At 61.6% G+C, this 24,258-nt stretch carries 20 protein-coding genes and 1 tRNA gene; 15 read left to right on the top strand and 6 right to left on the bottom strand.

Annotated elements, in window-relative coordinates; all coding sequences use genetic code 11:
- The first annotated feature begins 120 nt into the window (after positions 1-120).
- From DEVEQU_RS03695 to DEVEQU_RS03685, 3 genes are all read left to right on the top strand, one after another.
- A complete protein-coding gene (locus DEVEQU_RS03695; RefSeq protein WP_126149229.1) occupies positions 121-1,074 on the top strand; it encodes a TAXI family TRAP transporter solute-binding subunit in 954 nt (317 codons plus the stop codon).
- 66 nt (positions 1,075-1,140) lie between these two features.
- A complete protein-coding gene (locus DEVEQU_RS03690) occupies positions 1,141-3,261 on the top strand; it encodes a TRAP transporter permease (RefSeq protein ID WP_126149228.1) in 2,121 nt (706 codons plus the stop codon).
- Positions 3,258-3,632 (top strand): DUF1850 domain-containing protein, encoded by a 375-nt coding sequence (locus DEVEQU_RS03685; protein WP_126149227.1) that lies wholly within the window; start codon positions 3,258-3,260, stop codon positions 3,630-3,632. The genes DEVEQU_RS03690 and DEVEQU_RS03685 overlap by 4 nt, the downstream gene beginning before the upstream one ends.
- A 50-nt stretch (positions 3,633-3,682) precedes the next feature.
- On the opposite strand, the gene DEVEQU_RS03680 is transcribed toward DEVEQU_RS03685, so the two are convergent.
- Positions 3,683-5,257, bottom strand: a complete 1,575-nt coding sequence (locus DEVEQU_RS03680; RefSeq protein ID WP_126149226.1) for an alpha/beta fold hydrolase — start codon at positions 5,255-5,257, stop codon at positions 3,683-3,685.
- 302 nt (positions 5,258-5,559) lie between these two features.
- On the opposite strand from DEVEQU_RS03680, the gene DEVEQU_RS03675 reads away from it, so the two are divergent.
- The 4 genes from DEVEQU_RS03675 (at position 5,560) to DEVEQU_RS03660 (ending at position 12,325) form a co-directional block, all read left to right on the top strand.
- Positions 5,560-7,266, top strand: coding sequence for a hypothetical protein (locus DEVEQU_RS03675; protein ID WP_126149225.1), 1,707 nt, complete (start codon positions 5,560-5,562; stop codon positions 7,264-7,266).
- Positions 7,267-7,335: 69 nt separating this feature from the next.
- Positions 7,336-8,334 carry a hypothetical protein gene (locus DEVEQU_RS03670; RefSeq protein WP_126149224.1) on the top strand — a complete coding sequence of 333 codons (999 nt, stop codon included), beginning with the start codon at positions 7,336-7,338 and terminating at the stop codon, positions 8,332-8,334.
- A gap of 44 nt (positions 8,335-8,378) precedes the next feature.
- Positions 8,379-11,582, top strand: a complete 3,204-nt coding sequence (locus tag DEVEQU_RS03665; RefSeq protein ID WP_126149223.1) for a vWA domain-containing protein — start codon at positions 8,379-8,381, stop codon at positions 11,580-11,582.
- 11 nt (positions 11,583-11,593) lie between these two features.
- Positions 11,594-12,325, top strand: a complete 732-nt coding sequence (locus tag DEVEQU_RS03660) for a hypothetical protein (RefSeq protein ID WP_126149222.1) — start codon at positions 11,594-11,596, stop codon at positions 12,323-12,325.
- 437 nt (positions 12,326-12,762) lie between these two features.
- On the opposite strand, the gene DEVEQU_RS03655 is transcribed toward DEVEQU_RS03660, so the two are convergent.
- Complete coding sequence (locus tag DEVEQU_RS03655; RefSeq protein WP_126149221.1) at positions 12,763-13,062, bottom strand: hypothetical protein; 300 nt, start codon at positions 13,060-13,062, stop codon at positions 12,763-12,765.
- Between the two features lie 2 nt (positions 13,063-13,064).
- On the bottom strand, positions 13,065-13,763 hold the full coding sequence (locus DEVEQU_RS03650) for a ParA family protein (RefSeq protein WP_126149220.1): 699 nt from the start codon (positions 13,761-13,763) through the stop codon (positions 13,065-13,067).
- 68 nt (positions 13,764-13,831) lie between these two features.
- Between DEVEQU_RS03650 and DEVEQU_RS03645 the strand changes: the two genes are divergently transcribed.
- The 4 genes from DEVEQU_RS03645 (at position 13,832) to DEVEQU_RS03630 (ending at position 17,673) form a co-directional block, all read left to right on the top strand.
- Entirely contained in the window at positions 13,832-14,296 is a 465-nt protein-coding gene (locus DEVEQU_RS03645) for a MarR family winged helix-turn-helix transcriptional regulator (RefSeq protein WP_126149219.1), read from the top strand.
- A 104-nt stretch (positions 14,297-14,400) separates the two neighbouring features.
- Positions 14,401-15,429 carry a tyrosine-type recombinase/integrase gene (locus DEVEQU_RS03640; protein ID WP_126149218.1) on the top strand — a complete coding sequence of 343 codons (1,029 nt, stop codon included), beginning with the start codon at positions 14,401-14,403 and terminating at the stop codon, positions 15,427-15,429.
- A 377-nt stretch (positions 15,430-15,806) separates the two neighbouring features.
- Entirely contained in the window at positions 15,807-16,049 is a 243-nt protein-coding gene (locus DEVEQU_RS03635) for a hypothetical protein (RefSeq protein WP_126149217.1), read from the top strand.
- Entirely contained in the window at positions 16,018-17,673 is a 1,656-nt protein-coding gene (locus DEVEQU_RS03630; protein WP_164550229.1) for a recombinase family protein, read from the top strand. The genes DEVEQU_RS03635 and DEVEQU_RS03630 overlap by 32 nt, the downstream gene beginning before the upstream one ends.
- Here DEVEQU_RS03630 and DEVEQU_RS03625 read toward each other — a convergent pair.
- The 3 genes from DEVEQU_RS03625 to DEVEQU_RS03615 all read right to left on the bottom strand — a co-directional run bounded on the left by DEVEQU_RS03625 (position 17,644) and on the right by DEVEQU_RS03615 (position 20,778).
- A tRNA-Arg gene (locus DEVEQU_RS03625) sits at positions 17,644-17,720 on the bottom strand. The genes DEVEQU_RS03630 and DEVEQU_RS03625 overlap by 30 nt on opposite strands.
- A gap of 127 nt (positions 17,721-17,847) precedes the next feature.
- Positions 17,848-19,287, bottom strand: a complete 1,440-nt coding sequence (locus DEVEQU_RS03620; RefSeq protein ID WP_126149215.1) for a sensor histidine kinase — start codon at positions 19,285-19,287, stop codon at positions 17,848-17,850.
- A gap of 57 nt (positions 19,288-19,344) precedes the next feature.
- Entirely contained in the window at positions 19,345-20,778 is a 1,434-nt protein-coding gene (locus DEVEQU_RS03615) for an FAD-dependent oxidoreductase (RefSeq protein WP_126149214.1), read from the bottom strand.
- A 225-nt stretch (positions 20,779-21,003) separates the two neighbouring features.
- Between DEVEQU_RS03615 and rpmH the strand changes: the two genes are divergently transcribed.
- The 4 genes from rpmH to yihA all read left to right on the top strand — a co-directional run bounded on the left by rpmH (position 21,004) and on the right by yihA (position 24,119).
- Positions 21,004-21,138 (top strand): 50S ribosomal protein L34, encoded by a 135-nt coding sequence (gene rpmH / locus DEVEQU_RS03610; RefSeq protein ID WP_035077916.1) that lies wholly within the window; start codon positions 21,004-21,006, stop codon positions 21,136-21,138.
- A 14-nt stretch (positions 21,139-21,152) separates the two neighbouring features.
- Positions 21,153-21,554: a ribonuclease P protein component gene (gene rnpA, locus DEVEQU_RS03605; protein ID WP_126149213.1), complete on the top strand. Its 402-nt coding sequence runs from the start codon at positions 21,153-21,155 to the stop codon at positions 21,552-21,554.
- Positions 21,555-21,556: 2 nt separating this feature from the next.
- Positions 21,557-23,401, top strand: coding sequence for a membrane protein insertase YidC (gene yidC, locus DEVEQU_RS03600; RefSeq protein ID WP_126149212.1), 1,845 nt, complete (start codon positions 21,557-21,559; stop codon positions 23,399-23,401).
- A gap of 73 nt (positions 23,402-23,474) precedes the next feature.
- Positions 23,475-24,119 (top strand): ribosome biogenesis GTP-binding protein YihA/YsxC, encoded by a 645-nt coding sequence (gene yihA, locus DEVEQU_RS03595; RefSeq protein WP_126149211.1) that lies wholly within the window; start codon positions 23,475-23,477, stop codon positions 24,117-24,119.
- Positions 24,120-24,258: the final 139 nt, after the last annotated feature.

Below are 24,258 nucleotides of genomic sequence, written 5' to 3'. Positions count from 1 at the left end.
GCCCGACGACACGAAATACATCAAGTATTTCAGCACTTATCCGTTGGCACGGCCCTTGCAAAGTCATGCAGGGGACGCCGCGAGGATCGGCGACCACCAAACCTATTTGGGAGGAAATCGATGACCAAAATGATGACGCGCTTCGGCGCGGCAGCTCTGCTGTGCACCGCTCTGGCTACCCCGGCGGTTCATGGCCAGGAATTCATCAACGTTCTGACGGGCGGCACGTCGGGCGTTTACTACCCACTGGGCGTTGCGCTCAGCGAAATCTATGCCGACGGCATCGAGGGCTCGCGCACCCAGGTGCAGGCAACCAAGGCTTCGGTCGAAAATCTCAACCTTCTGGCCCAGGGTCGTGGCGAAATCGCCTTCGCATTGGGCGACTCGGTGGCCCTGGCATGGGAGGGCAATGAGGAAGCCGGCTTCCCGCGCCGTCTTGAAAGCCTGCGGGCCATTGCAGCCATCTATCCCAACTACGTGCAAATCGTCGCCGATGCGCAATCCGGCATTGTCACGCTCGAAGACCTGCCCGGCAAATCCATGTCGGTGGGTGCGCCCGCTTCGGGCACCGAACTCAATGCCCGTGCCATCTTCGAAGCCGCTGGCATCAGCTATGACGATCTGGGAAGGCTGGAATATCTGCCCTATGCGGAATCAGCTGAACTGATCAAGAACCGCCAGCTCGATTCCACGCTGCAATCGGCGGGTCTGGGCGTTGCCTTCATCCAGGATCTGACCGCTACTCACTCGATCAACATCGTTGCCATTCCGGCAGAGATCGTGGTGCAGATCGGCGAACCCTATGTGCCCGCCATCATTCCGGCGGGAACCTATCGCGGCCAGGACGACGACATTCCAACCGCGGCGATCGGCAATATCCTGGTGTCCCACGAGGGGGTCAGCGACGAAACCGCCTATCAGATGACCAAGCTGATGTTCGAAAATCTCGACCGCATGCGCTCGGCGCACAGTGCAGCGGCAAACATCGACATCAACGCCGCCATCAAGGGGCTTCCCATTCCGCTCCATGCCGGTGCTGAGCGCTATTACCGCGAGCAGGGCATCATTCAATAAGGTCCTTGGGTCCGCCGATCTCCTCGGCGGGCCCGCATATCGCTCTTTTTGGGAGGAAAGAGACCCATGACCAACATAGCTGCGGCCAGCACTAATAATCAGGCCCATCAATTTGAAGACGAAGTGGCCGAGGGCTTGCCGCCTGGCTTTGGTCCCGGCATCACCGGCAGGATCGCCTTCGGCATCGCCATCACCTTTGCCCTGTTCACGCTGTGGACGGCGGCCTATGGCGCCCTGCCCAGTCAGGTCGTTCGCGCCATGCATGTGGGCTTTCTGTTGCTCCTGACCTTCGGACTTGTGGCCAATCTCGTGGCCAAGACTCTGCCGGGCAAAATTTTCTTCTGGAGTCTGGGCATAGCGGGCTTCCTCACCGGCATCTACAACTGGGTCTTCTATATCGACCTCATTCGCCGCACCGGCTTTCTCACCACGATGGACCTGGTGGTCGGCGCCGGGGTCGTCGTGCTGGTCTTTGAAGCGGCACGCCGCATCCTGGGTTGGCCGCTGGCGCTGATCGCGGGCATTTTCCTCGCCTATTGTTTCTTTGGCCAATATCTTCCCTCGCCGCTGATCCACCGCGGCTATAGTTTCGAATTGATCGTGGAGCATTTCGGCTTTGGCACCGAAGGTATATACGGCACCCCGATCTATGTTTCGGCGGCCTATATCTTCATCTTCGTGGTCTTCGCCGCCTTTCTCGAGCGGGCCGGCATGCTCAAATTGTTCAACGACTTCGCCCTGGGCCTGGTCGGCGGGACGCGCGGCGGCCCCGCGCAGGTGGCGGTGCTGTCCTCGGCCCTGATGGGCACCATTTCCGGCTCGGGCGTCGCCAATGTCGTGGCGTCCGGCCAGTTCACCATCCCTTTGATGAAGCGTTTCGGCTACCGCTCGGCTTTTGCCGGTGGCGTGGAAGCCACCGCGTCCATGGGTGGCCAGATCATGCCGCCGGTCATGGGCGCCGTAGCCTTCATCATGGCCGAAACGCTCAACGTGCCCTATGCGGCCATTGTGCAGGCCGCCATTGTTCCGGCGCTGCTGTATTTCGCCGTCTGTTTCTGGATGGTGCGGCTGGAAGCGGCAAAGCTCGGTCTCAAGGGTCTGCCCAGGGATCAACTGCCCAATCCATGGCGCGCCGTGAAAGAACAATGGCCGCTTATTCTGCCACTGGCGGCGCTGATCTATCTGCTCTTTGCTGGCTATACCCCGGTTTTTGCCGGCACGATGGGGCTGGCCCTCGTGGTCGTTCTGATCCTGGGCACGCCACTGGCCGCGCGCATCGGGCCCATGGCATTCCGCGTCGTGTTCTGGATTGCGCTCGGCCTCGCCGCTGCGTCATTCACCTGGATGGGTGTAAACCTGCTGCTCGCCGTGATCGTGGGCCTGATTGCCGCCTGCGCCTTCTTCAAGGGCGGGCGGGAAACGCTGGCCATCTGCCGCGACGCGCTTGCCCAGGGCGCGCGCAATGCCTTGCCCGTGGGCGTGGCCTGCGCCGTGGTCGGTCTGGTCATCGGCACGCTGACGCTGACAGGCATTGCCTCTACCTTCATCAGCGCCATCATCAGCATCGGGGAAAACAATCTCTTCCTGTCGCTGGTGCTCACCATGCTCACCTGCCTGGTGTTGGGTATGGGCATTCCCACCATTCCCAACTACATCATCACTTCGTCTCTGGCCGGGCCGGCTCTGCTGGAACTGGGCGTGCCGCTGCTGGTCAGCCACATGTTCGTGTTCTATTTCGGCATCATGGCTGATCTCACCCCACCGGTGGCACTGGCCTGCTTTGCGGCAGCGCCGATCGCCAAATCGAGCGGGCTCAAGATCTCGCTCAATGCGGTGAAGCTGGCGGCGGCAGGTTTCGTGATCCCATTCATGGCGGTCTATACCCCGTCCCTGATGCTGCAGGACGGCGGTTGGATGGCGGAAGCCTTCGGCTATCCGGTGGAAGTGGCCTATGTGATCTTCAAAGCCTGCGCCGGTATCGGACTTACGGGTGTGGGCCTTGTCGGGTTCCTGTTCGTCAGAGCCGGATGGCTGGAGCGCCTGCTGTTCCTGGCTGCCGGCATCTCGCTGATCCTGGCCCTACCATTCACCGATGAGATCGGATTTGTCGCAGGTCTGGTGCTGGTAGGTCTGCAGTTTTGGCGCGGACGGATGGAGGCCCGAAAAGGACTGGGCCAGCCTGCATGAGCCTTTGCATCGCCGCAGGCGGGACGATTATCGCGCTTGCGGCGACCAGCTTCTCGCTGAGCTGGACCCATTCGGTGGAAAAGACCGAGTGGGTGGAAAAGTGGACTGTGGTTGAACATACGCTGCGGCTCGAGGAAGCAAGCGTGCAGGGGGCGGGTGCCGGAATCAGTCTGCCGGATAATGCGAGATTACACGACGGATTCTGGACTTATTCGCCCGACTTGCCCCCTCTCCGGCAATTGAGCCTCGCGGCCTCCGGCGCGACTGCTTCCCCTTGGACACTCTGCACCAACACGTCATGCCTTCAACTCGGCGAACATCTTGGAGAAACGATCAACATTTGGGCAGCCGAGCGGTGTTCTCAATCCTAAGCACCACTTTAGTTGAACACAGCGCCAGCGACAGGCAATTTACGTAGTCGTCACTGTGATCTGGCAGTCAATCGACAGTCCAACCCAGCGATCTGATCAAAAATCAGGCCGGAATGCGTCAAGGGCAAGGTATGTCCACCATCTTCAACAGTAACGACATCGGCGTTGGGCATGGAGGCCGCAAAATGATGAACTGCGCCTTCGGCCACAGTACGGCTCTTTCCCCCATGGAACAGTCGAACTGGCACATCCAATCCACGCGCCCACTCGCTCCAATCGAGGTTTGTCAACAACATGTCCTGTCGAAATCCGTGGGCATTCTGGGCAGCCATCAAACTATAGATTGACCTTAAGGCATCAGCATTGTCGGACATTGTCCATGCCAGACGATCAAATTCACAGCCCCCAAAAAACAGGTCAGGCATAATCGACACGCCCTGACGCTGAATTTGGCCGACACCGAGGGTGATCATCATATTCATCAGCCGTGGCACACGCTGCGCGGCCCAGGCATGGATGCGGTGCGTGCTTGGCATGTCTTCGGTCTGAGCCCAAGATCGCATCGGTGGCGACACCGGTGCCGCCAGTATGGCCGACACCCTCTGCGGAGCGCGGTAGGCGAAACGGAACGCTGCTATTGTTCCCACATCATGCGCGAGTACGACAGTTCGCTCGATGCCCGTGTGGTCGAGCAGTGTGAGCATATCGTCGACTATTGTCTCTACAACGTCACCATGGGCGGGGGTGGTACGGCCATATCCCGGTTTCTCGGCTGCAAGCACCCAGAGCCCGGCCTCACGGGCCGCCGCCCTCTCGATGGCAAGGTCGCCGACACCGAACATGGCTCCATGCACCAGCAAAACAGGCCGTCCACCCGGCAGGCCAAATCCGCGAACACCGATCCGACGATGTCCATTTACAAGCGTAAGAACCTGGAAGTCTTCGCCCGGACCGGACAAAGACCCAGCGCTCAGCCGATGCCACGACAAAGCGGTGGAGGCAACGAGGGCAAGCGCCTGTGCTTGAGTGGTTACCTCAAGCTTGGCGAGCACTGCCTTAATCTGTTGCCGTACTGTTCCGAGGGCACGGCCATCACGCTCGGCGATCTGCTGCGCACCTTGCCCCGACATCATATCCGTCAAAATGGCGGCTTCGCGCTCGGTCAGGCCAAAGAGACGCCGGAACTCATCCAGTAGCGCCGGAGGCCAGGACCAGATGCCCGCCGAAACCAAATAGGCGTCAAGCTCCGGAACATATCGGCCCGCCAAAATCGAGCGCTCATACTGGCTGGGCGGATGCGCCACCAACAGCGCTTGGCGATCAGATGCCGCGTCACACCGTGCCATGAACGTTGCGATGTCGACTTTGGAAACGCCTAGTGCAGCAATAGGGTCGCCGCTGGCGAGGCCGAAACGGTGCGCCGCCGTGCGATTGGCCGCGAGGACCACGCCATTACTCGAGAAGACGATTGCCGCGTCGAGCAGGCTGTCAACGCGCCTGGTGAGAGCTGTCTGACGCTCCCTCAGTGATTGAGCGACACGGCTGTCCTGCGGTGCAAGATGCTGCAAGGAAAGTTGTGCCAGCGCCTCGTCATTCTCCTCGAAATGAGCGGCAAGCGAAGACACTATATCATCGAGGTTCGCCTGTGCTCCGCTCTCGCTGATCTGTGCGCGGAGGGATAGAACGATGTTTTCGAGATCCCGAATGACCTTTCCTCCGCTTTGGACTATGTCGGAACGATAATTTGCTATCCAATATCAATTTCCAGACGGCAAACCGGCTCCATAGAACAAATTTTCTTGGATCCGGGTCGTTTTATTCCCATTTATACCATGTGGTACATGCGTCGATTTCGCAACCACCTTAGCGTTCTCAGCAAGGGGCCAACTTTTCGTGTGTTTGCACGGAATGAGGGATTGTGGACGCAATGGTGGAGAAGTTGGCCAGCCGGTTCATCGGCTGGATAAGCATTGTCTATATTATGGTCTGTACGATCACATCGCCTGCGCAGGCTGTGGTGTATCCCGACACAGTCAACGCACATATCGACGCCGAGATTGAGCGCTTCGTTGAAGCGCCCGGTTTTTTTCTGCTCGACCCGAACTATTTCGGCTCGCCCGAATGGAACAGCCTTGAGCGGTTTCCATTCGGGGACTCCCCATATACCGGCTATCGCGACTGGGGCATGTCGGACGCCGGCAAGGGGATCATGGCGCTTGAGGCTTTCGAGCCTGTCCTGCCCCATACGCGCTATCGCGTCAGCGTGCGCAATGTGGACGGGAACGCTGAATATCCCAACGTGGCACGCCTCATCAAGGTCATCCGCTTCAATGTCGGTCCGGCCCTGGCGGCTAATATTCAAGAAATCTATGGCGACCAGTTCACGCCAAGCCCAGTAGATATCGGTGTCGGCCGTCATGTGGCCTATCGCTTTGCCATGTTCTCTTCGCAGAACCTGCCCAATCAGATCGCGGCCATTTCGTACCGCGTCCTGAGTGAATCGGAGGCGCAGGCCCAGGACTGTCTGGGCACACCCTGCCTGGCGCTGACGGACCCCGGTGACGAGGACGGAAACTGGACCGACATTTCGGTCGACGAGGATGACGACATTACTCCTTATCGCCGCCGCGATCATCAAGGCTTGTCGATACCCACCCGTGTCGCCGACCTGCTGAGCGGACAGAAACTGTTTGGCGAAGACCTGGACATGGTGATCTCCAACAATGTCATCGGTCAGGACATGATCACCAATGGCGTGATGCTGCGCCAGGACAATTTGCAGTTGATACGGCGGAGTGAGGTTGCGGGAATTGCCGCTTTCTGGAGCACGACCGGCCACAATGAAGCGAGCGGCGAGACCGGCATGGTCGACGTTATCTACGCTTTCCAAGATGGAACCGAAGGACCGGCGTTGCGCTATTCGCTGCTCTTTGAAACCGAAGGCCGACCGGTGCAGCGCTATACGGTCCTGACCAATGGAAGCAACGTTCTCCATAGTGACGGCAATACGAACTTTATCGGTCTCGCCGATTTTCCAGGCCACCTTTATGCACATGCGCCCCACGACAACCTTGCTTTGGCTGTGTGGCGCCAAAATGCCCACATGCCCGCCGATCAGCTTTTCGCCATTCGCGTTTTCGACACGGGGCGGCGCGAAGCGATGGGACAGCACCTCGGGCACGAGCTGCGCCTTGTAGCCAGCCTGCCGGACGCAGGTGCCGACACATATCGGGTCTGGACGGGACCAATCTGGACGATTCCGAACCTGCCTTCGGCTCCTGGCTTGCAGACATTGCCCGGATCGCCGTTCTCGGGTCATGCGCGTGGCCTGTCCGTCGTCAGGCACAATGTCGCTGATGCGCTAGCCGCCTATGGGCTGATTGCCCGGGCCGAAATCACCCTTCACACGGGGATCGGTCGGGAGCGTATCGAGGCGCTGTTGTCCGACAACACCGACAATTCCCGAATGAGCCTTAATGGTACGGACCGGCAGATCATCCGCCTGCGCATCGGCAATCTCGAGCAGGTCGAGGACGGCGCGCTGGGCAAAGTGTTCGACGCCCCGCCGCGCATCGCGCCCGGCTCTTGGCCGGGCTCTTCTTCAGCCGTGGCCATTCCCCTTCTCAATGACTGACACAACGATTTCTCTGGAGACGCAGCAGATGTTCACACCAACCACCGATCAACCAATGCAGGCCCGATAATGTGGGATTTTTCGATTGCCCGCTCACTGGGCCTGATGAGCAAGACAATGCCCTTCGTCTTGCTGCGCGTGGCCGTCTATTTCGGCATCGCGGCGGCTTATGTGATTGTGACCGCCACGGGCGCCGGCATTGGCTGGGGCGTCGGCGCCTTTGGCGATGAGGGTTTCCGGGCAGGCTCGATCTTCTGGGGCGGCACGATCGGTTTCGGGGTGACGGCCGGCGTTCTGTATGTCCTGCGCGAATATATCCTCTACATCGTCAAGGCGGGGCATATCGCCGTGGTGGTCGAGCTGCTCGACGGGCGGCAGATGCCCGAGGGCAAGTCGCAGGTGTCCTACGCCACCTCCGTGGTCAAGCAGCGCTTCGGCGAAGCCAGCGTGCTATTCGCGGTGGATCAATTGGTCAAAGGCGTGCTGCGCGCGGTGACCGGATTGATCCAGGGCATCGCCGCCTTCCTGCCCATTCCCGGCCTGCAACAAATGACCGGCATTCTCCGCGCCTTTCTCAATATCGCGGTGGGGTTCATCGACGAGGTGATCCTTGCCTATGCCATCCGCACCGGCTCGACCAATCCATGGGGCTCGGCACGGACGGCGCTGGTGCTTTACGGGCAGAACTACAAACCCATGCTCAAGAACGCAGCCTGGCTGACACTTATCGTCTATGGCCTGTCGTTCCTCGTGTTCCTGCTCATGCTCGCCCCGGCGGCGGCACTGGTCTATTTCATCCCCGGCGCCTGGTCGGCGGGCGGTTTCGTCTTCGCCCTGCTTTTTGCCTGGGCGGTGAAAGCCGCGCTGATCGAGCCCTTTGCCATCGCCTGCATGATGGACGTCTATTTCCGCACCATCGAGGGCCAGGTGCCCAATGCGGAATGGGACGCCAAGCTCTCGGGCATGTCCAAGCAGTTCACCAAGATAAAGGACAAGGCCGCCGGCTGGCAGCCAGGCTCCGCACAGAGCACTGGCGGCTCCACCCTGCAGGGCGGAGCCATGACATGAATTTTCATTACAGTATCGGAGGGACGTCCGGCATGAGGGGACGATTGAAGACTTTTGGGCGCGCAGCGCTGGTGGGCGCCGTAGCCACATTGGCCACGCCGCTGGTGGCGCAGGAGGCGGACAACGCCTCTATCCTCATCTACGACGCCTCAGGTTCGATGTGGGGCCAGCTCGATGGCGGCATATCGAAAGTCGAGATCGCCCGTGAAGTCATCGGGGACTTCTTCATCAGCCGCGACAATTCCATTCCGCTTGGCGTCATCGCCTATGGCCATAACCGGCGCGGGGACTGTTCCGACATTGAGGTTATCGCCGATGTCGGGGTGAATGACCCTGCCGGATTGTCCAGCCGCCTCAACCGGCTCAATCCGCGCGGCATGACGCCGATCACGGATTCGCTGTCACTGGCGGCTTCGATGATCCCGCCAACGGCGGAATCCGCCGACATCATCCTCGTGACCGATGGGCTCGAAACCTGCGAGGCCGATCCCTGTGCTCTGGCGGCACAATTGGCCAATGAAGGCATTGCCATTCGCGCCCATGTGGTCGGCTTCGGCCTGACGCGCGAGGAGGGCGAAGTCATGTCCTGCGTGGCCGACGCCACCGGCGGACTATTGCTGACCCCGCAGACCGGGCAGGAACTGGCCGATGCGCTGCGTCAGGTGGCGCAGGTGGAACCTGTTCCAGTGCCAGAGCCGGAGCCTGCGCCCGTTGCGGAAGCGTTTTTCGATATCGGGCCGAGCGCTGAAGCCGGTTATACTTACTCTATTACGTATAGGGGTGATCCTCGCCCAGAATACTACGCCGGCTTCACGCTACGTGGCGAGGGCCGACCGAGCACTAGCCCCTCCTTTGGCGTTATCGGCGGGGCTGGCGCATTGGGCAACAATCCGTTCTCCAAGACCGCGCCGACCGAGCCGGGCGCCTACGATCTGGTGATGTTCGCCAATGACAGCACGATTATCGCCCGTCAGCCGATCGACGTGGTTCCGCCATCCAACGGCTTTGATGCCATTGGTTCGGTCGAACCCGACACACGGTTCGAGTTCACCTGGCGCGGTCCCAATCAGCTCGGCGAGCGTATCGTCATCGCTCGGTCTGGTGCTGCTCCCAACGATTATTTCGAGAGCTGGGGCTATCCCTACACTAATCGGCAGGCGCAGCGCATGGGCCTTCGTGCCCCAGCTGAGCCCGGCATTTACGAGCTTCGCTATATCTCGGCCAATGGCAGCGAAATCTTCTTTTTCCGCCAGTTCGGCGTCGGCGTGCCCTTCGAGGATACCGATGGGACCAATACGGCCGGACTCGCCGCACAGGCTGCTGCCGCAACCCAGGCCGCGCCCGGGCAGGATGACCTGCCCATGGTGCCCGCAACGTTCCGCCTGCCGCCCGACTATCCGCAGGAACCCCATGAATGGTCTGCCATTCCGCTCGATCCGGATATGAGCCCGGAAGCCTGGGCGCCAAGCGGCAAGACGGTTATTGGCCAGGGCGTGTTCGAGCCCGGCCGTTACGAGGTCACGGCAAACTGGGGCCCCAAGGACACGTTCAAGGGTGTCGTGGAAATCCTGCCCGGTCAGGCCAATGACTTTGTCATCCCGGTCATGAGCGAGGAGGACCCGTTTGTACCGACGCTGGACGGTCCCTGGCAGGTGCTGGGCGTGCCGCCCTACCAGGTGCAGGCGGGCGCCGATCAACTCCTCACTTTGGCGCTGGAGCAGGCTTATCCCGATGCACCGATCGGCGGCACCTGGACGGCTGCCGAAATGCTGGCGGGCCCGAAGGCCGCGGGTCGGGAAGGCAGTTTCACCACTGCAAATCTCGACGGCGGCGCCCTCCGCATGACCTTCACCGTGGGCGAGCCGATCCCCGAGCCGATGACCCTTTACCTCACGCCCTACGAGATCGGCTATGCCGGCACGCTTTCCTCCGGCGCCATGGGCATCAGCGTGGTCATGTGGCCCGGCGGCTATACCCCGCCCTCGCTGGCGGAAATGCGCGAAGCCGTACATGGCCCCGCGCCAGCCGACTTTGTCGACATGACCTCGTCTGTGCCGGCGGCTTCGCAGCCCGGCGAGCCTGCCGCCGCAAATGTGCCGGTCCGGCTGCGCACGCCGTTCGAGATCGGCGATGTGGGTGTGCAATGGTCAGCCATCCGCATGGATGTGCAGGAAATGGACGTCTCCTTTGCCAGCAATGACCTCGAGACCAGCTTTGTCACCAGCCTCGCTGCTGGTGGCACCTATGCGGTGGAGGGCGTCAATGAAGGCGCGGGTATTTACCTCGCCGACACCATCACCATCGACCCAAATGGCCGCAATGATTTCGAGATTCCGCTGGCACAGGACGGCGACCCCGGTTCCGCGCAATCGGGACTTGGCGAAGATGTCGCGTTTGTTTGCATCAATACGCCTGCCGGTTGTCCAGTCAGTCACGCAGCAAGCGGCATCTCGCTGACCCTGCCAAACGACTGGGCGATGGGTGAACCTTATTTCTACGAGACGGCGGGCGGCGCACGCAGCGATCTGCCGACGGCCAGTTTCTTCTGGGAGAGTTTTGGGACGATCAACACGATCGAGCTTAATCCGCACCAATGGCTCGATTCTAATGGCCGCTGTGCGCCGGTCGGCGCCAGCCAGCTCTGCTACATGCGGGGTCAGGACATGATGCTCGATGTGGTCTTCGAGATGATCCGAGACACGCTGGTCATCACGCCTCAGGGCGCAGAGGCGGCAGCCGCGCCATCGGCCGGCAATGGGGAATTCATCGGCCTCTCGGCCCGCGCGACCACCCAATTCGACAGCGCCTGCTTCATAGGCTTTGAACTCGACAATCCCTCGCGCGAGACTTTTACAGCATATGCCCCTGTTTCGGCGCAGAGCGACGGGCGGCAGGTCGGCGAGGTGATCAGTTCCGAGGAACCCCTGGTCATGGAGATCGTGACTACGGGCAATTATGGCGCATCCATTGGACAAGCCATGTTGCGCGCGGCCTGCGAACGTCTGTCCCTGGATGTCGGCCCGGTGCAATGCCGCATGGGAGCGCCACCGGCCGGGCCGCTGGTCGCGTGCCCGATGCCCATTCAGGTATTGGATCGCAATATTCTACAAGACATTCGGCTTGTCAGCGAAGCGGGGACGGTGATGCGGGCCCAGCGGTCTGCCGATGCCGCGAGAAGCGGCGCCGTCTATCCCATCGACCTCGGCACCACCACCCCCGAAGCGTTTCAGCAGCTGTTGGACAATTGAGGAGCCACGCGATGAAGATGTTTACAAAAAACAGGGCAATGGCACTGGGTCTTGCAGCCGGCCTTGCAGCTCAGATCGCTCCGGCACAGGCACAGTATGTCCAAACCGCAGTCTGCGGATCATCCGGCTGCACCTGCAAGGTCACCAGAGTGACGGTCGACGATGTTGAGATGACGCTTGGCGTGCCTGCAATAGAGGGCGCAAGCGACATGATCCTGGTCCGCGACAATGCCGGGTTCAGCTGGCAGGACCTGACGCCGGCCCAGGTCGACCGCAAATATGGCGGCACCGGCTCCTGCCCGCTGGAAGTCACCGACAATTCGGGACTGGAGGATGGGCGCTGGCAGATCAGCGTCGGCACCACAGACACGTCCGCATGCCCCATGGTGGGCGGGCAGGTCGCGGCAGGCGGGGTGAGCGGACAAACCCGCAATATTGTCTGGGGGAACGAATTTCATCCCGACAAGCTGTTCATGGAATCTGCCGGCATGGTGCGCTGGAGCAAGACGGGGCTGACGACCTGGCGCGGCGTCGTGGTCGACGAGAGCATGTCGGCCAATGGCGGATCGTCTGGCGCGAGCGTCATTCACATCATGCGCGTGGACAGCGCCACTCAGGTGAGTGGCAGCACGGTGTTCGAATACAGCCTCGACATTCCTGGCCTCGAAGGCGCGGCCATCGGGATCATCGCTGGCATGCAATGCAAGACCGTGACGCCATTCACGGCGCGCAAGGTGGACTAGAGCTGGAGAGTGCGTCAACAGGTCTCTCGCTTGGCGTTTGCGAGAAACACGGCGAATCCATTGGTGGAATATTGATAAGCGAGAGGCGAACCGCGCGACCTGCCATTGCGTCATCGATACGGTTGCTGCCATCGGCGCCAAGTACCTAGTTCACAGACAACCAGGTGGTAGGTCTGCTTACTAATAGCTTCTGATCAAAACCAGACTGTCAGCTTCCGGCCCCCAATAAGCCTTCGGCACGCCTGCAGACCTTGTGGCCGCTTTCCGTCACCCTACCACTGCGAGCGGACAGTCCGCTTACCCCCATTGAGGACTCACGGACCCACGGACCCACGGACCCACGGACCCACGGACCCACGGACCCACGGACCCACGGACCCACGGACCCACGGACAGGCATGATTTGGCTGTCCGGTTGTCAAGCCGTCTACTCGCTCTTACGAAAAATCCTGTTCTCCGGGCCTATCGTGGGCGGGTAGATCGCGGCCACCTTTGCGGCGCAGATAGTTCCCAAACCAGGACGCCAGTTCAAATAGCCCAGGGCGTCCATCGGCTCGCAAGCCCTGATCGATATAGCGGGCAATGAGAGCATTGACAGTTGTCTCGTCAGCGTCAGCCTTCTGTTTGAGCGCTGCGATCCCGGCGCGCGGCAAGCGGATGCGCACTTCCCGCACGTTCCAGGTCACCTTCTCTGGAGCGACCGCTGCAGCCTCGTCGAGTTCCTCAGCTTGTGTCATTTTCAGGCCACCTGTCGCTTTTGCACTTCCGCGAAGATCGCTGCCAAGAGCCGACGCATCTCTTTGTCGCCGACATCACCGGGCAGGTATTCTGAAACCCCGAGGCCTTGTTCCATGGCATCCAGATACTGTACGCGCCGCCCCACGAACGCAGGCAACACGGCCCCCTGCTCGGCGTAGCGATCTACGTAGTAGCGAGTGCGCGGCAGGGTCTCCCTAATGACCTGGGTCAAGGCGATGCTGGCTGGAGTCTGAGAAACCGACCAGAGGCGGCGGATTGGCGCCGTCGCCTGGAGGTCAAGTGGCGAGGGTTGCGACGGGGTCAGCATAAAGTCGGCCAGGTCGAGGGCATGCTTCATACCCGCCATGTCACGACCTGCGGTATCAATGATGATGAGGTCAAAACCGTTCTGCTCTGCCCAGCGAATGGCTTCGCCGATGCGAGCAAGACTTGCGCGACGCACAACTAGGTCGCCGGGGCTTCGGTTCTTGGCCCATCGCATACACGACTCCTGCCCGGTGTCGCCGTCAACGTCTGTGTCAAAGATAATGGTCTTGAGGCCGCCCAGACTGGCAGTCACGCCCAGGTTGACGGCCAGAGTGCTTTTGCCTGTGCCGCCCTTTGACGCCCCCATCAACAGGACAAACCGCTTGTACCGCGGTGGCAGTGGGATTGGCTCTCTATTGAGTGGATAACGCATGTTCGACCCTTGACGTTCTTGTCAGATCTAATATTGTGATCGCTTATTGGATAAGTCAAGGACCTGTTATGTTCTTTTTCCTTCTTGGGGCCAGAGAGCCCCACGACAGCCCGGCGTTGGAGAACTTTGCGCATGCCCTGCACATTGTGCAGCTGCGTTATCCCACCCTCACGATAGGCCAACTCTCAACACTCTTGAGGGTGGGGATGACCCCAAAGGGACAGGGCCAGAATGTCTCCGTCTCCGACATCGTGGCAAAAGGGCAAAAATATCCAACCGTTGCGCGTCAACTCGAGTTGCTCGGCGAGGGCACCGCGCGGATCCCCGGCCTGGGGCTCATAGATAAGGAGCCGGATCCGCAGGATCGCCGGAATCGCTGGGTTGCTATCTCGGAGAAGGGCAAGAACCTGCTCTATGAGATCGACTTGATCCTGTCTCCTCACATTGTCCAGTCGATTGGCAAGGCCAGGACCCACGAGGGGATGGATGATGGCGCGCCCAGGGATCGCATTGATAGAGGCAAAAGAGAGTGAACCGGATCATCCGCACGATCGGAATGACCCAATCCGTCGCGCGGGATTCTTGCTGATCAGCCGGTTACAGTCTACTCAACTGTAACATAGCCGCCGAGACCGAAATGACCGATATCTCACATTATCCAGAATGTCTGCGGCGCCCGGATGCGGGCGGACACGTACAGACGCGGTCGACGCAAAGCGAGCATGGATATCGAGAACGCTATGCGGGGATGGCGAAGACCCTAAGTCGAAAGCTCGGCATGGACGCAGTGTCCGTGGCGGATCTGGCCATCGACATCGGCCATCGCGCATCCAGGCTGAAGCCCAATGCACTCAAGATGTATCATGCCTGTGTCCGGCAGCATCTGCGCGATCAGTGGGATGAAGACCGTATCACCTTGGAAGAAATCGAGCGCATTGACACCCTGATGCGGGACCAGGTGCCCATGGCAAAGACGGCAAAGGGCAGGAAAGAAAACAACACGTCTGCCGGCCGCGCCAAGTCGGTCAAGCCTGAAACCCTTTCGGCCCTGGTCAGCGAGTTGTTGGCCAGCGACACAAGCATCCGCCGCATTGCCGCTGCGCTTCTGGAGTACGGGGTGGAATTGGCGACCCGGCCAGGAGAGTTTTTGACTCTGAGTGAAGATCCCCTTGGCCGTCTTTGGGTTCGCTCCGCCAAATACTCCAAGTCTAATGGCAAGGGACTCCTGCCCGTACGGATGCCCATAGTCGACCATCTAGAGCCTTTTGAGATTGAAGAGCTCAAGTTCATCGCAGCGCTTATCAAGGCCGAACGCGAAAACGGCGCCACGACGAACAAGCTGCTTCGCCGGTGCCAGCGCGCAATTCGAGAAGCGCGAAAGGTGGTGCGCGGCCGATCGAAAAAGGTAACTGCATACACTGTGCGCCATCAAGCACGAGCTAATATGGCCGCTATGGGCATGACGCCCGCCGAAGTCGCCGTCGTTATGAACCATGCCAATGCCGACACGGCCCAATCTCACTATTCCCCTGCGCGCCGGGCCTGGAAGGGCTCAGAGGGCGCAAAGCCTCCTGCCCTCGATCCTGATCTCGTCGCCAAGGTTCGACCGGGCAACCGAACGCGCGGTTGGACCGCAGGGCAGTCAACCGGACCCAAACCGAAATGATTAGTTACGCGCCGGGAAACATTTGGCCTCGTTCCACTGCCGAAGGAATCGGCCGAAGCTCGAGTCCGCTGGAATGATCGAAAGCCGGCCTGGACGCGTGCGCCCCACGGCGCGACCGCGGCCAATCCGCATTGCGTTGGCCCTAAGGACCCGCGGACCCGCGGACCCAAGATTGAGAGCGTAACATTCTGATTTTCTCTACAAAAATACGTTTGTCACAGGCGGAAAAATGGGTGACGCTTAGAACGCACTGAGAACGATCATCGAGATCGGCCTCTGTGTCGCTCGGGGTCAGGTGCCGAAAATTCTCCCGCACCAGCCAGCAGTCAATCCCCGATGTCGTAGACCGCTGGCGGGTGCGGGGCCCCAGGAATTCTATGGCGTCAAAACCACCCGGCCAGCTGGCGCCAGGCGTTCCCCACGCCAAGCCAGTCATGAAGTCCTCGCGCCTGTGCACCGGCGCAACATTGCCGACCGTCGCGGAGATGATGGTCACTATCGACTTCACTATCGGGCTCGACGTGTCCGTAGCTGAAGCCGATCTCTATCTACACTGGGCCAGCGACCTGCTGTCCACAGAAAGGGATGATGACGATGCTGGTTGCTGCTGGACAGATTAAGTCGCAGTCCTCTGCTCAAAGGCTTCGGGCTGTCGGCTATTGCCGCGTCAGCACGAAGCGGCAGGCCGATCACCAGATCTCGCTCGAAGAACAGGAAAAGAAGATCGACGCGACCTGCGTGCTGCGCGACGCGGATCTCGTCGAGACCTTCGTCGAACCCGGACTGACGGCTCGCGTCGATCGGCGACCCGAGCTCAAGCGCATGCTGGAGTTTGCCTGCGACCCACGCAATCAGATCGATCTCGTTATCGTGTATGCCCTATCCAGGTTCTTCCGCAACGCCACCCAATATCTCCAATACAAATCAAAGCTGAAGGAGGCAGGCGTTCGCCTCATCTCGGCAACGCAGGAAATTCCGGAAGGGCCCCACGGCGAACTAATGGAGACAATCCTCGCGGCTTTCGACGGCCATCAGTCCGAAGTGAATGCTGGGGTCGTGCGCGATATGATGATGGCCAATGCCGAAGAGGGCTACTGGAATGGCTCAGCTCCGCCTTTTGGCTATCGCACCAAGGTCGCTCTGGTGCTGCGCCGCAAGGAAAAGAAGGTCCTCGAAGTCAACGCGGAAGAGGCCACCATCGTCAATAAGGTGTTCCGACTCTATGTGCATGGCCACGAGGGGAGCGGCCCGATGGGCATCAAGGCCATCACCACCTACCTCAACACCAAGGGCTACCGCTACCGCGGCAAGGCCTTCTATACCGCATCGGTCGAGCGCATTCTCAAGAACGAAGCCTATATCGGCATTCACTACTACAATCGCATCGACAGCCGGACCCGGAAGGAGCGCCCGCCATCCGACTGGATCAGGATGGACGTCCCGGTCATTGTTGACCAGGAAACCTTCGATGTTGTCCAACGAACCTTGCGGGCACGCAATCCCAAAAATACGGCACCTCGGGTGGTCACCGGCCCCACTCTCCTGACCGGCATTGCCGTGTGCGAGAAATGCGGACGCGGCATGATGCTGCGCACCGGCAAGGGCGGACAATACAAATACCTCACCTGCGCCAAGAGCGCGACAGAAGGCACTGGCTGCGGCCATTCCGTCCGCATGGACAAGGTCGATGACATTGTCATCCAGGCCGTCGAGGACCAAGTCTTTGCACCGGAGCGCCTCACCGCCATTCTGGAAGCCATGACCGAGCGCACGGACGATACGCGTCAGCAGCTTGAATCCGAAATGGACCGCCAGCGCGTCGCGACCTCCGAAGCGCAGTCACGGCTCGATCGGCTCTATGACGCCATCGAGGCAGGCGTAGCCGAACTGCAGGATCCGAAGTTCAAGGCGCGGATTGACCTGGCCAAGCTGCAGATTCGAGAGGGAAACGCCAACCTGGAAACCTTGCGCCAACGCAGGAGTGCCAAGGCGGAACTGTCGCCCGCCATGATCCGTCGCTTCTCATCAGGAATCCGTCGCCGCCTTAGGGACGCTGACCCTTCGTTCCGGCGCACGTGGCTGCACATGTTCGTCAGCAAGGTCACCATCGGCAAGGATAGCATCCGCATTTGCGGACCCAAAGACCAACTTTTGAAAGCCGTTTCCGACGGGGAAAATTCCGCGCGGGCAATGGTGCCCACTTTTGCACGAGAATGGCGCGCCCGAAGAGATTCGAACTCCTGACCCCCAGATTCGTAGTCTGGTGCTCTATCCAGCTGAGCTACGGGCGCGCAGGCCTGCTTTGGCAGGCACTTGTTGGAGCGGGGCAAGGCCGCCGTCCAGAAGTGAGGCATCCCTTACAGGGCCCTTTTGGCCATTGCAAGCGGCTACTTACGTTTTTTGCAACAGAGCTGTGGATCACGCCTCGATCGGCGCCATTGGCAGGGTGAGATCGAAGCGCGTGCCCTTGGGCTGGTCGACAAAGCTGAGCTGGCCGCCATGCGACTGCACGATTTCGCGCGCGATGACGAGGCCCAGCCCGGTGCCACCGGAGCGCGCCGAGCCTTCGAAGGCGACGAAAAGGTTGTCGCGCGCCCGCGGCGGCAGGCCCGGCCCATTGTCCACTATCGAAACCTGCGCCATCGCCCCGGCCAGCCCGGCAGAGGCAGAGGCAGAGACCACCACTTCGAGCGGGTCGCCGCCGCCATTGAGCTTTTCCAGCGCCTCGCGCGCATTCTTGAGCAGGTTGAGAAACACCCGACTCAATTGCCCGGCATCGGCTGTGACCACGAGGTCCGCCGGCACCTGGTTGACGAAGGCCACCGTCGGATGGCCGGACAGCCGCGCCTCGAAGGCGGCCTCCTCCACCAGCGGCCGCAGCGCCACCGGGGCGAATTTCGGCGGCGCCACCGCGTCGCGCCCGTAGTCGAGCACCGCCTGGGCAAAGCCGATGGCCTTGTCGAGCGTCGTGACCAGTCGCGGCGCCAGCCGCTGCACATTGGGATCGTCCAGCGTCGCCACCTGATCGGAGAGCAATTGCGCCGAGGTCAGCGTATTGCGCAGGTCGTGATTGATCTTGGCCACCGCCAAGCCGAGATCGGCCAGATGCTGGCGTTGTCGCAGCATGGAGAAGAGATCGCTCTCCATCGCCGCCAGCTCGCGCTCGGCAATACCGATTTCGTCGCGCCGGCTGGAGGGGGTGAGAATCAGCGCCGCATTGTCCGGCTCCTTGCGGAAAGCCAGCATATTGGCGCTGAGCCGCACCATCGGGTCGATGAACAGCCGGCTCACCACCATATAGAGCGCGAAGGCGGTCACCGAGGCGATGCCCAGCGACACCAGCATGATATTGCGCGAATAATCGAGCATGTCGCGGCGCAGCGGCTGCTCGGGCATGAGCAGCTCGACCAGACTCTCCTCGCTGTCGCCCTCCCCCACGATGCGCAGAGTGCGCCCCGGGCCGGCCAGGAGCGTATCGATGGCGCCCATGATCTGGCTGGGCAGATCGCGCTGCCGCAGATCGGCCATGGTGACAATGTCGGGCATCACCGGTTCGGCCCGCTCGATCAGCTGGCTCTGACCGGCACGGCGATAAACGATGGCGTCGGCCTCTGCCGAGGTCAAAAGCCGGTCGGTCAGCTCGCGCGGCAGCGCCATCACGTCGGGCACGGCATCGAGCACCCGCGCCGCGACCACGCCCACGCGCAACCGGTCTTCGAGCCAGGTATTGCGAAAGCTGGCGACGGAGGGGAAATAGATGACGATTTCGACCAAGAGGATCACCCCGATAATGGTGGCGATCAGCTTGTTGGAGAGGCCGGCAAATCGGCCGCGCAGGGCGCTCGGGTCGTCGTTCATCGTCTTGGGATCATAAGGCAAATCCGCCCGCCCCGACAGTCCAATCCGCAATTTTGCTTAGCGCGGCAGCAACCGCCTTATCACGCGCAGCATTGGCGTCGCCCAGCCCGGCTTTTCGCCGGCCCGTTGCCGCTCGCCCAGCGCCGCCAGTACGCCAAACAGGCTCGGATGGGGCACGCTGAGATCAGCCAGCGCCCCGGCCGGCAGACCGCGCTCCATGGCCAGCGCCAGCACTGCAGCGAGCTCGCCGGCATCGGGCCCGACAATGCTGCCGCCCAGGACCCGGCCCCGGGCATCGACCACTATCTTGGCCACGCCCATTTCGACGCCCAGCGCCCGCGCCTTGTCGTTCTCGACCATATTGGCGCGCAGCACCCCGGTGCCAGCGCGCGCCTTCTCGCCATTGCCGGGCAGAAGACCGATCTGCGCCAAGCCTGGCGCCGTCTGCACCAGCAGCGGTTGCGCCGGCAAGCGCCGTTGCGGCGCCCCCAGCACCAAGGCCTCGACCACGCTCCGACCATGCGCCAGCATATGGTGCCATTGCTCCAGCCCCAGCGCCGGCCCGGTCAGGCGCAGCAGCCGGTTGGAGGTGCGACCCAAGGCACCGGTGACAAAATTGCCGTTCTGGCCGCTAGCCGGCCGCAGTTTCAACCGATCGATTCGCAGCGTCTCGAGATCGGCCCTCCGCCCCATCGCCACCAGCACATGCGACACGTCGAGCGCCTCCTGCGTGCCGTCGGCATGTTCGGTGATCACCCCGGTCCCCATGGCGCGCGGCACGATGCTGCGCACATTGGCCCCGGTCATGATGCGGATGCCCTCTTCGCTCAGCGCGCGTAGCAAAAGCGACGCCGCCTCCGCGTCATACCCGGGCAGGACCGGCCCCTGTGGCACCACGGTCACCGCCGCGCCCAGCCGCCGCTGGATCTGCGCCTGTTCCAGCGCCTCGGCGCCGCCGCCGATCACCACCAGATGGGTGAGTTTTCGCGTATTCGCGGCCAGACTATCCACGGTGAAAAAGCCGATCTCGCTTAGCCCCGGCAAGTCCGGCACCACCGGAGCGCCGCCCATGGCAATGAGCACGTGGCGCGGCCGCATCTGCACATCGCCAATGGCCAGCGTCCGCTGATCGACGAATTCCACCGGCCCGCGCACCAGGTCTACACCCTGGGCCCGCATATGGTCGGGACTGTCCTCGGCCGCGCGACTCGCCGCAATTTGCGCAGCGCGCTCTTGCACCGCCTTGGGCACGATTTTTGGCGCTTCATCGGCAAAGCCGAAACCGGCGCCGCGCCTTTGCGCCTGCGCAATGGACGCACTGACCGCCAGCGCCGCCTGCCGCAGCGCGGCCTGCGGCTGGTCGCCGGGCTCGGCAACGCCGCGGTCGGCCAGCACGACACGAGCGCCCAGGCGCCGCGCATGCAGGGCCAGCGCCATGCCGAGTGCGCCCGCGCCGACAATCACCAGATCGGGTTTCGTTGTTTCAGCCATGTGTGCCGCTGGCGAGATGAGGTTTCCCTCTTATCTTCGCATATGGCCTCCATTACAACCGGTCCAAGCAGACGAGGAAAGCGCGGCAGGCGCGTTGACTTGGCCCCGTCTTTTCCCTATAGACCCCACCAACCTGACGCTGGCGCGGTCTCCCCGCCGGCGGGTATCGATTTTCTGCGAAAGCAGCAGCAATAAGAGGAACCGTGCCTCGCGCGGTCTGATGTTATGAAGCGTACATACCAGCCTTCCAAGCTCGTGCGTGCCCGCCGTCACGGTTTCCGTGCCCGCATGGCAACCAAGGACGGCCGCGCGATTCTCAATCGCCGCCGCCGCGATGGCCGCAAGAAGCTGTCGGCCTAAGGGTTCGTGGCCGGATGACGGCCGAGGACACCCGATCCGAAGCGAAATTGCGCCGTCTCGTGCGGCGCTCGCAATTTTTAGGAGCAGCCCGGGGCAATCGCGCCGGGCGCTCTGCGTTTGGGCTACAGGTCGCGCCGTCGCCGGAAAGTGAACCCGGCATAGGGTTTACGGTGACCAAGAAGGTCGGCAATTCTCCTGAACGCAACCGCATGAAACGCCGCCTTCGGGCGGCTGCGGCAGCATGTGCGCGTGACTTTCACGCTGGCCATGACTATGTGCTGCTGGCGCGGCGTGAGGCTCTCACTGTGCCCTTCGCCAAGCTCGTCGCCGATCTGGGCGGCCTCATCTCCCGCGTGCACGACACCAACGCGGCCCCGAAACGCAATTCTGCCGGCCACGGCCAACGGAACGCCTGATCATGAATTCAGACAATCGCAATGTGATCCTAGCCATCGTGCTCAGCATGGCTGTGCTGTTTGGCTGGCAGTTCTTCATTGCCGGCCCGCAACTCGAGCGCGCCCAGCAACAGGCCCAGCAGGCCGCTGCCCAGCAGCAGGCTGAAGCACAGGCCAATCTGGCGGTTCCCCAGACCGGCACCGATGGCGCCACCAGCGCCACCCCGGCTGAAAACACCGCCAACCAGACCTTCGCAGATCGCGCCAGCGCCATTGCCGCCAGCCAGCGCGTCGAGATTTCGACGCTCGATCTCGAAGGCTCGATCAACCTGACCGGCGCCCGCATCGACGATCTCGAACTCAAGCAATATCGCGAGACGGTCGATCCCAATTCGCCCATCATCACCCTGCTCTCCCCGTCCGGCGCGCCAAACGGCTATTACATTGAACAGGGCTGGGCCCCCGCCGCCGGCACCACCATTGCCGTGCCCGATGGCCAGTCGGTGTGGACGCTCGAAGGCGACAACACCACGCTGACCGCCACCACGCCGGTGACCCTGCGTTTCGACAATGGCCAGGGCCTCGTCTTCCGCCGCACCTTCTCGTTGGACGACTATTATCTCTTCACCGTTACCCAGAGCGTCGAAAATGCCGGCTCGGGCGATGTGGCGCTGTTCCCCTATTCGCGCGTCGTGCGCCAGGGCACGCCCAAGGTGCAGAACTTCTTCATCCAGCACGAAGGCCTGTTGGGTGTGCTGGGCTCCAACAACTGGGTGGCCCGCAAGTATCACGACATCCAGAACGACAAGCAGGTCGACTTTGCCTCGACCACCGGCTGGCTCGGCATCGCAGACAAATATTGGGCCACTGCCGTGCTGCCCAAGCCGGGCACCAATATCAATGCCCGCTTCACTTATGCCATGTCCGGCACCACGCCGGTCTACCAGTCCAACTATGTTGAGACCCAGCCGGTCGTGGTTCCCGCCGGCGGCTCGGTGACCCACGAATCCTACGTCTTCGCCGGCGCCAAGGAAGAATCGGTCATCAATTCCTATGAGCGCGAATACGGTTTCGACCGTCTCGAACTGCTGATCGACTGGGGCTGGTTCCACTTCATCACCAAGCCGATGCACTGGCTGTTGGTGACGCTCTATGGCTTGCTCGGCAATTTCGGCCTCGCCATCCTGGCGGTGACAGTTATCGTCAAGGCGCTGTTCTTCCCGCTGGCCAACCGCTCCTACGCCTCCATGGCGGCAATGCGCCGCGTGCAGCCGGAGATGAAGGCCATCCAGGAGCGTCTCAAGGACGATCGCACGGCCCAGCAGCAGGCGATGATGGAGCTCTACAAGAAGGAAAAGATCAATCCGCTGTCCGGTTGCTGGCCGGTGCTGATCCAGATCCCGGTCTTCTTCGCGCTCTATACCGTCATCTTCATCTCGCTCGAAATGCGGCACGCGCCGTTCTTCGGCTGGATCCAGGACCTGGCGGCACCCGATCCGACCAATATCTTCACCCTGTTCGGCCTGATCCCGTGGAACCCTATGGCGGTTCCGTTCATCGGCTCCTTCCTGCATCTGGGCATCTGGCCCGTCATCATGGGCATCACCATGTGGGTGCAGATGAAGCTCAATCCGCCGCCGCCGGATCCGACCCAGGCGATGATCTTCAACTGGATGCCGATCATCTTCACTTTCATGCTCGGCGCTTTCCCGGCCGGTCTCGTGATCTACTGGGCCTGGAACAACCTGCTCTCCATCACCCAGCAATGGGTGATCATGAAGCGCCACGGCGTCGAGGTGAACCTGCTCGGCAACATCGCCGACAGCTTCCGGCGCAAGCCCAAGCCGGCCGAAGACGCCAAGAGCTGATCGACCGCAACCGACCAATCCAATCCTGCCCGCCGGTGATAGACCGGCGGGCAAGTTCTTTGAGGCGACACCAATGACCCAGCCCGATTTTTCGCCCCACATCGTCGAGCGTGGCCGGCTGCTCTTTGCCCGCCCCTTCGCCTTCGTCAAAGGCTGCGTGCGCATTGCCGACCTGCCGCCCATGGACCGGGTGGAGATCGCCTTTGCCGGCCGCTCCAATGTCGGCAAGTCCAGCCTGATCAATGCGCTTTGTGGCACGTCGGGCCTCGCCCGCACCTCGAACACGCCGGGTCGCACGCAGGAACTCAACATCTTCGAGAGCCAGAGCGAAAACCTGCGCATCGTCGACATGCCCGGCTATGGCTTCGCCAAGGCGCCCGAGCCCAAGGTGAAGGCCTGGACCCAGCTCATTCACCAGTATCTGACCGGCCGCGCCACACTGCGCCGCGTCTATGTGTTGGTCGACAGCCGCCACGGTCCCAAGGACAATGACATCAGCGTCATGAACGAGCTCGACCGCGCCGCGGTGAGCTATCAGGTGGTGCTGACCAAGATCGACAAGCCTGCGGCCAAGGATCTGCAGAAGGCCATCGATCTCACCCGCGCCACCATCGCCAAGCGCCCGGCTGCCCATCCCGACATCATCGAGACCTCGAGCGAAAAGGGCGACGGCCTCTCCCACCTTCGCAGCGAAATCGCCCTGCTGCTGGAAAGCTGAGACGCGCAGGAGCCCGCCCCTGCGGGAATGCCTGACCCGGCCCTCGCCCCCACCACAGTTCCGCCCTCGGGCTCGACCCGAGGGCCAACCATCAGCCATCAGCCACCCACCGCTCGTCAGCCCTCACCCACCCCCGCTC

The organism is Devosia equisanguinis (assembly GCF_900631955.1).
GTDB lineage: Bacteria > Pseudomonadota > Alphaproteobacteria > Rhizobiales > Devosiaceae > Devosia > Devosia equisanguinis.
Note: the sequence above shows the minus strand (reverse complement) of the source record. Positions and strands in the feature narration are given on the sequence as shown.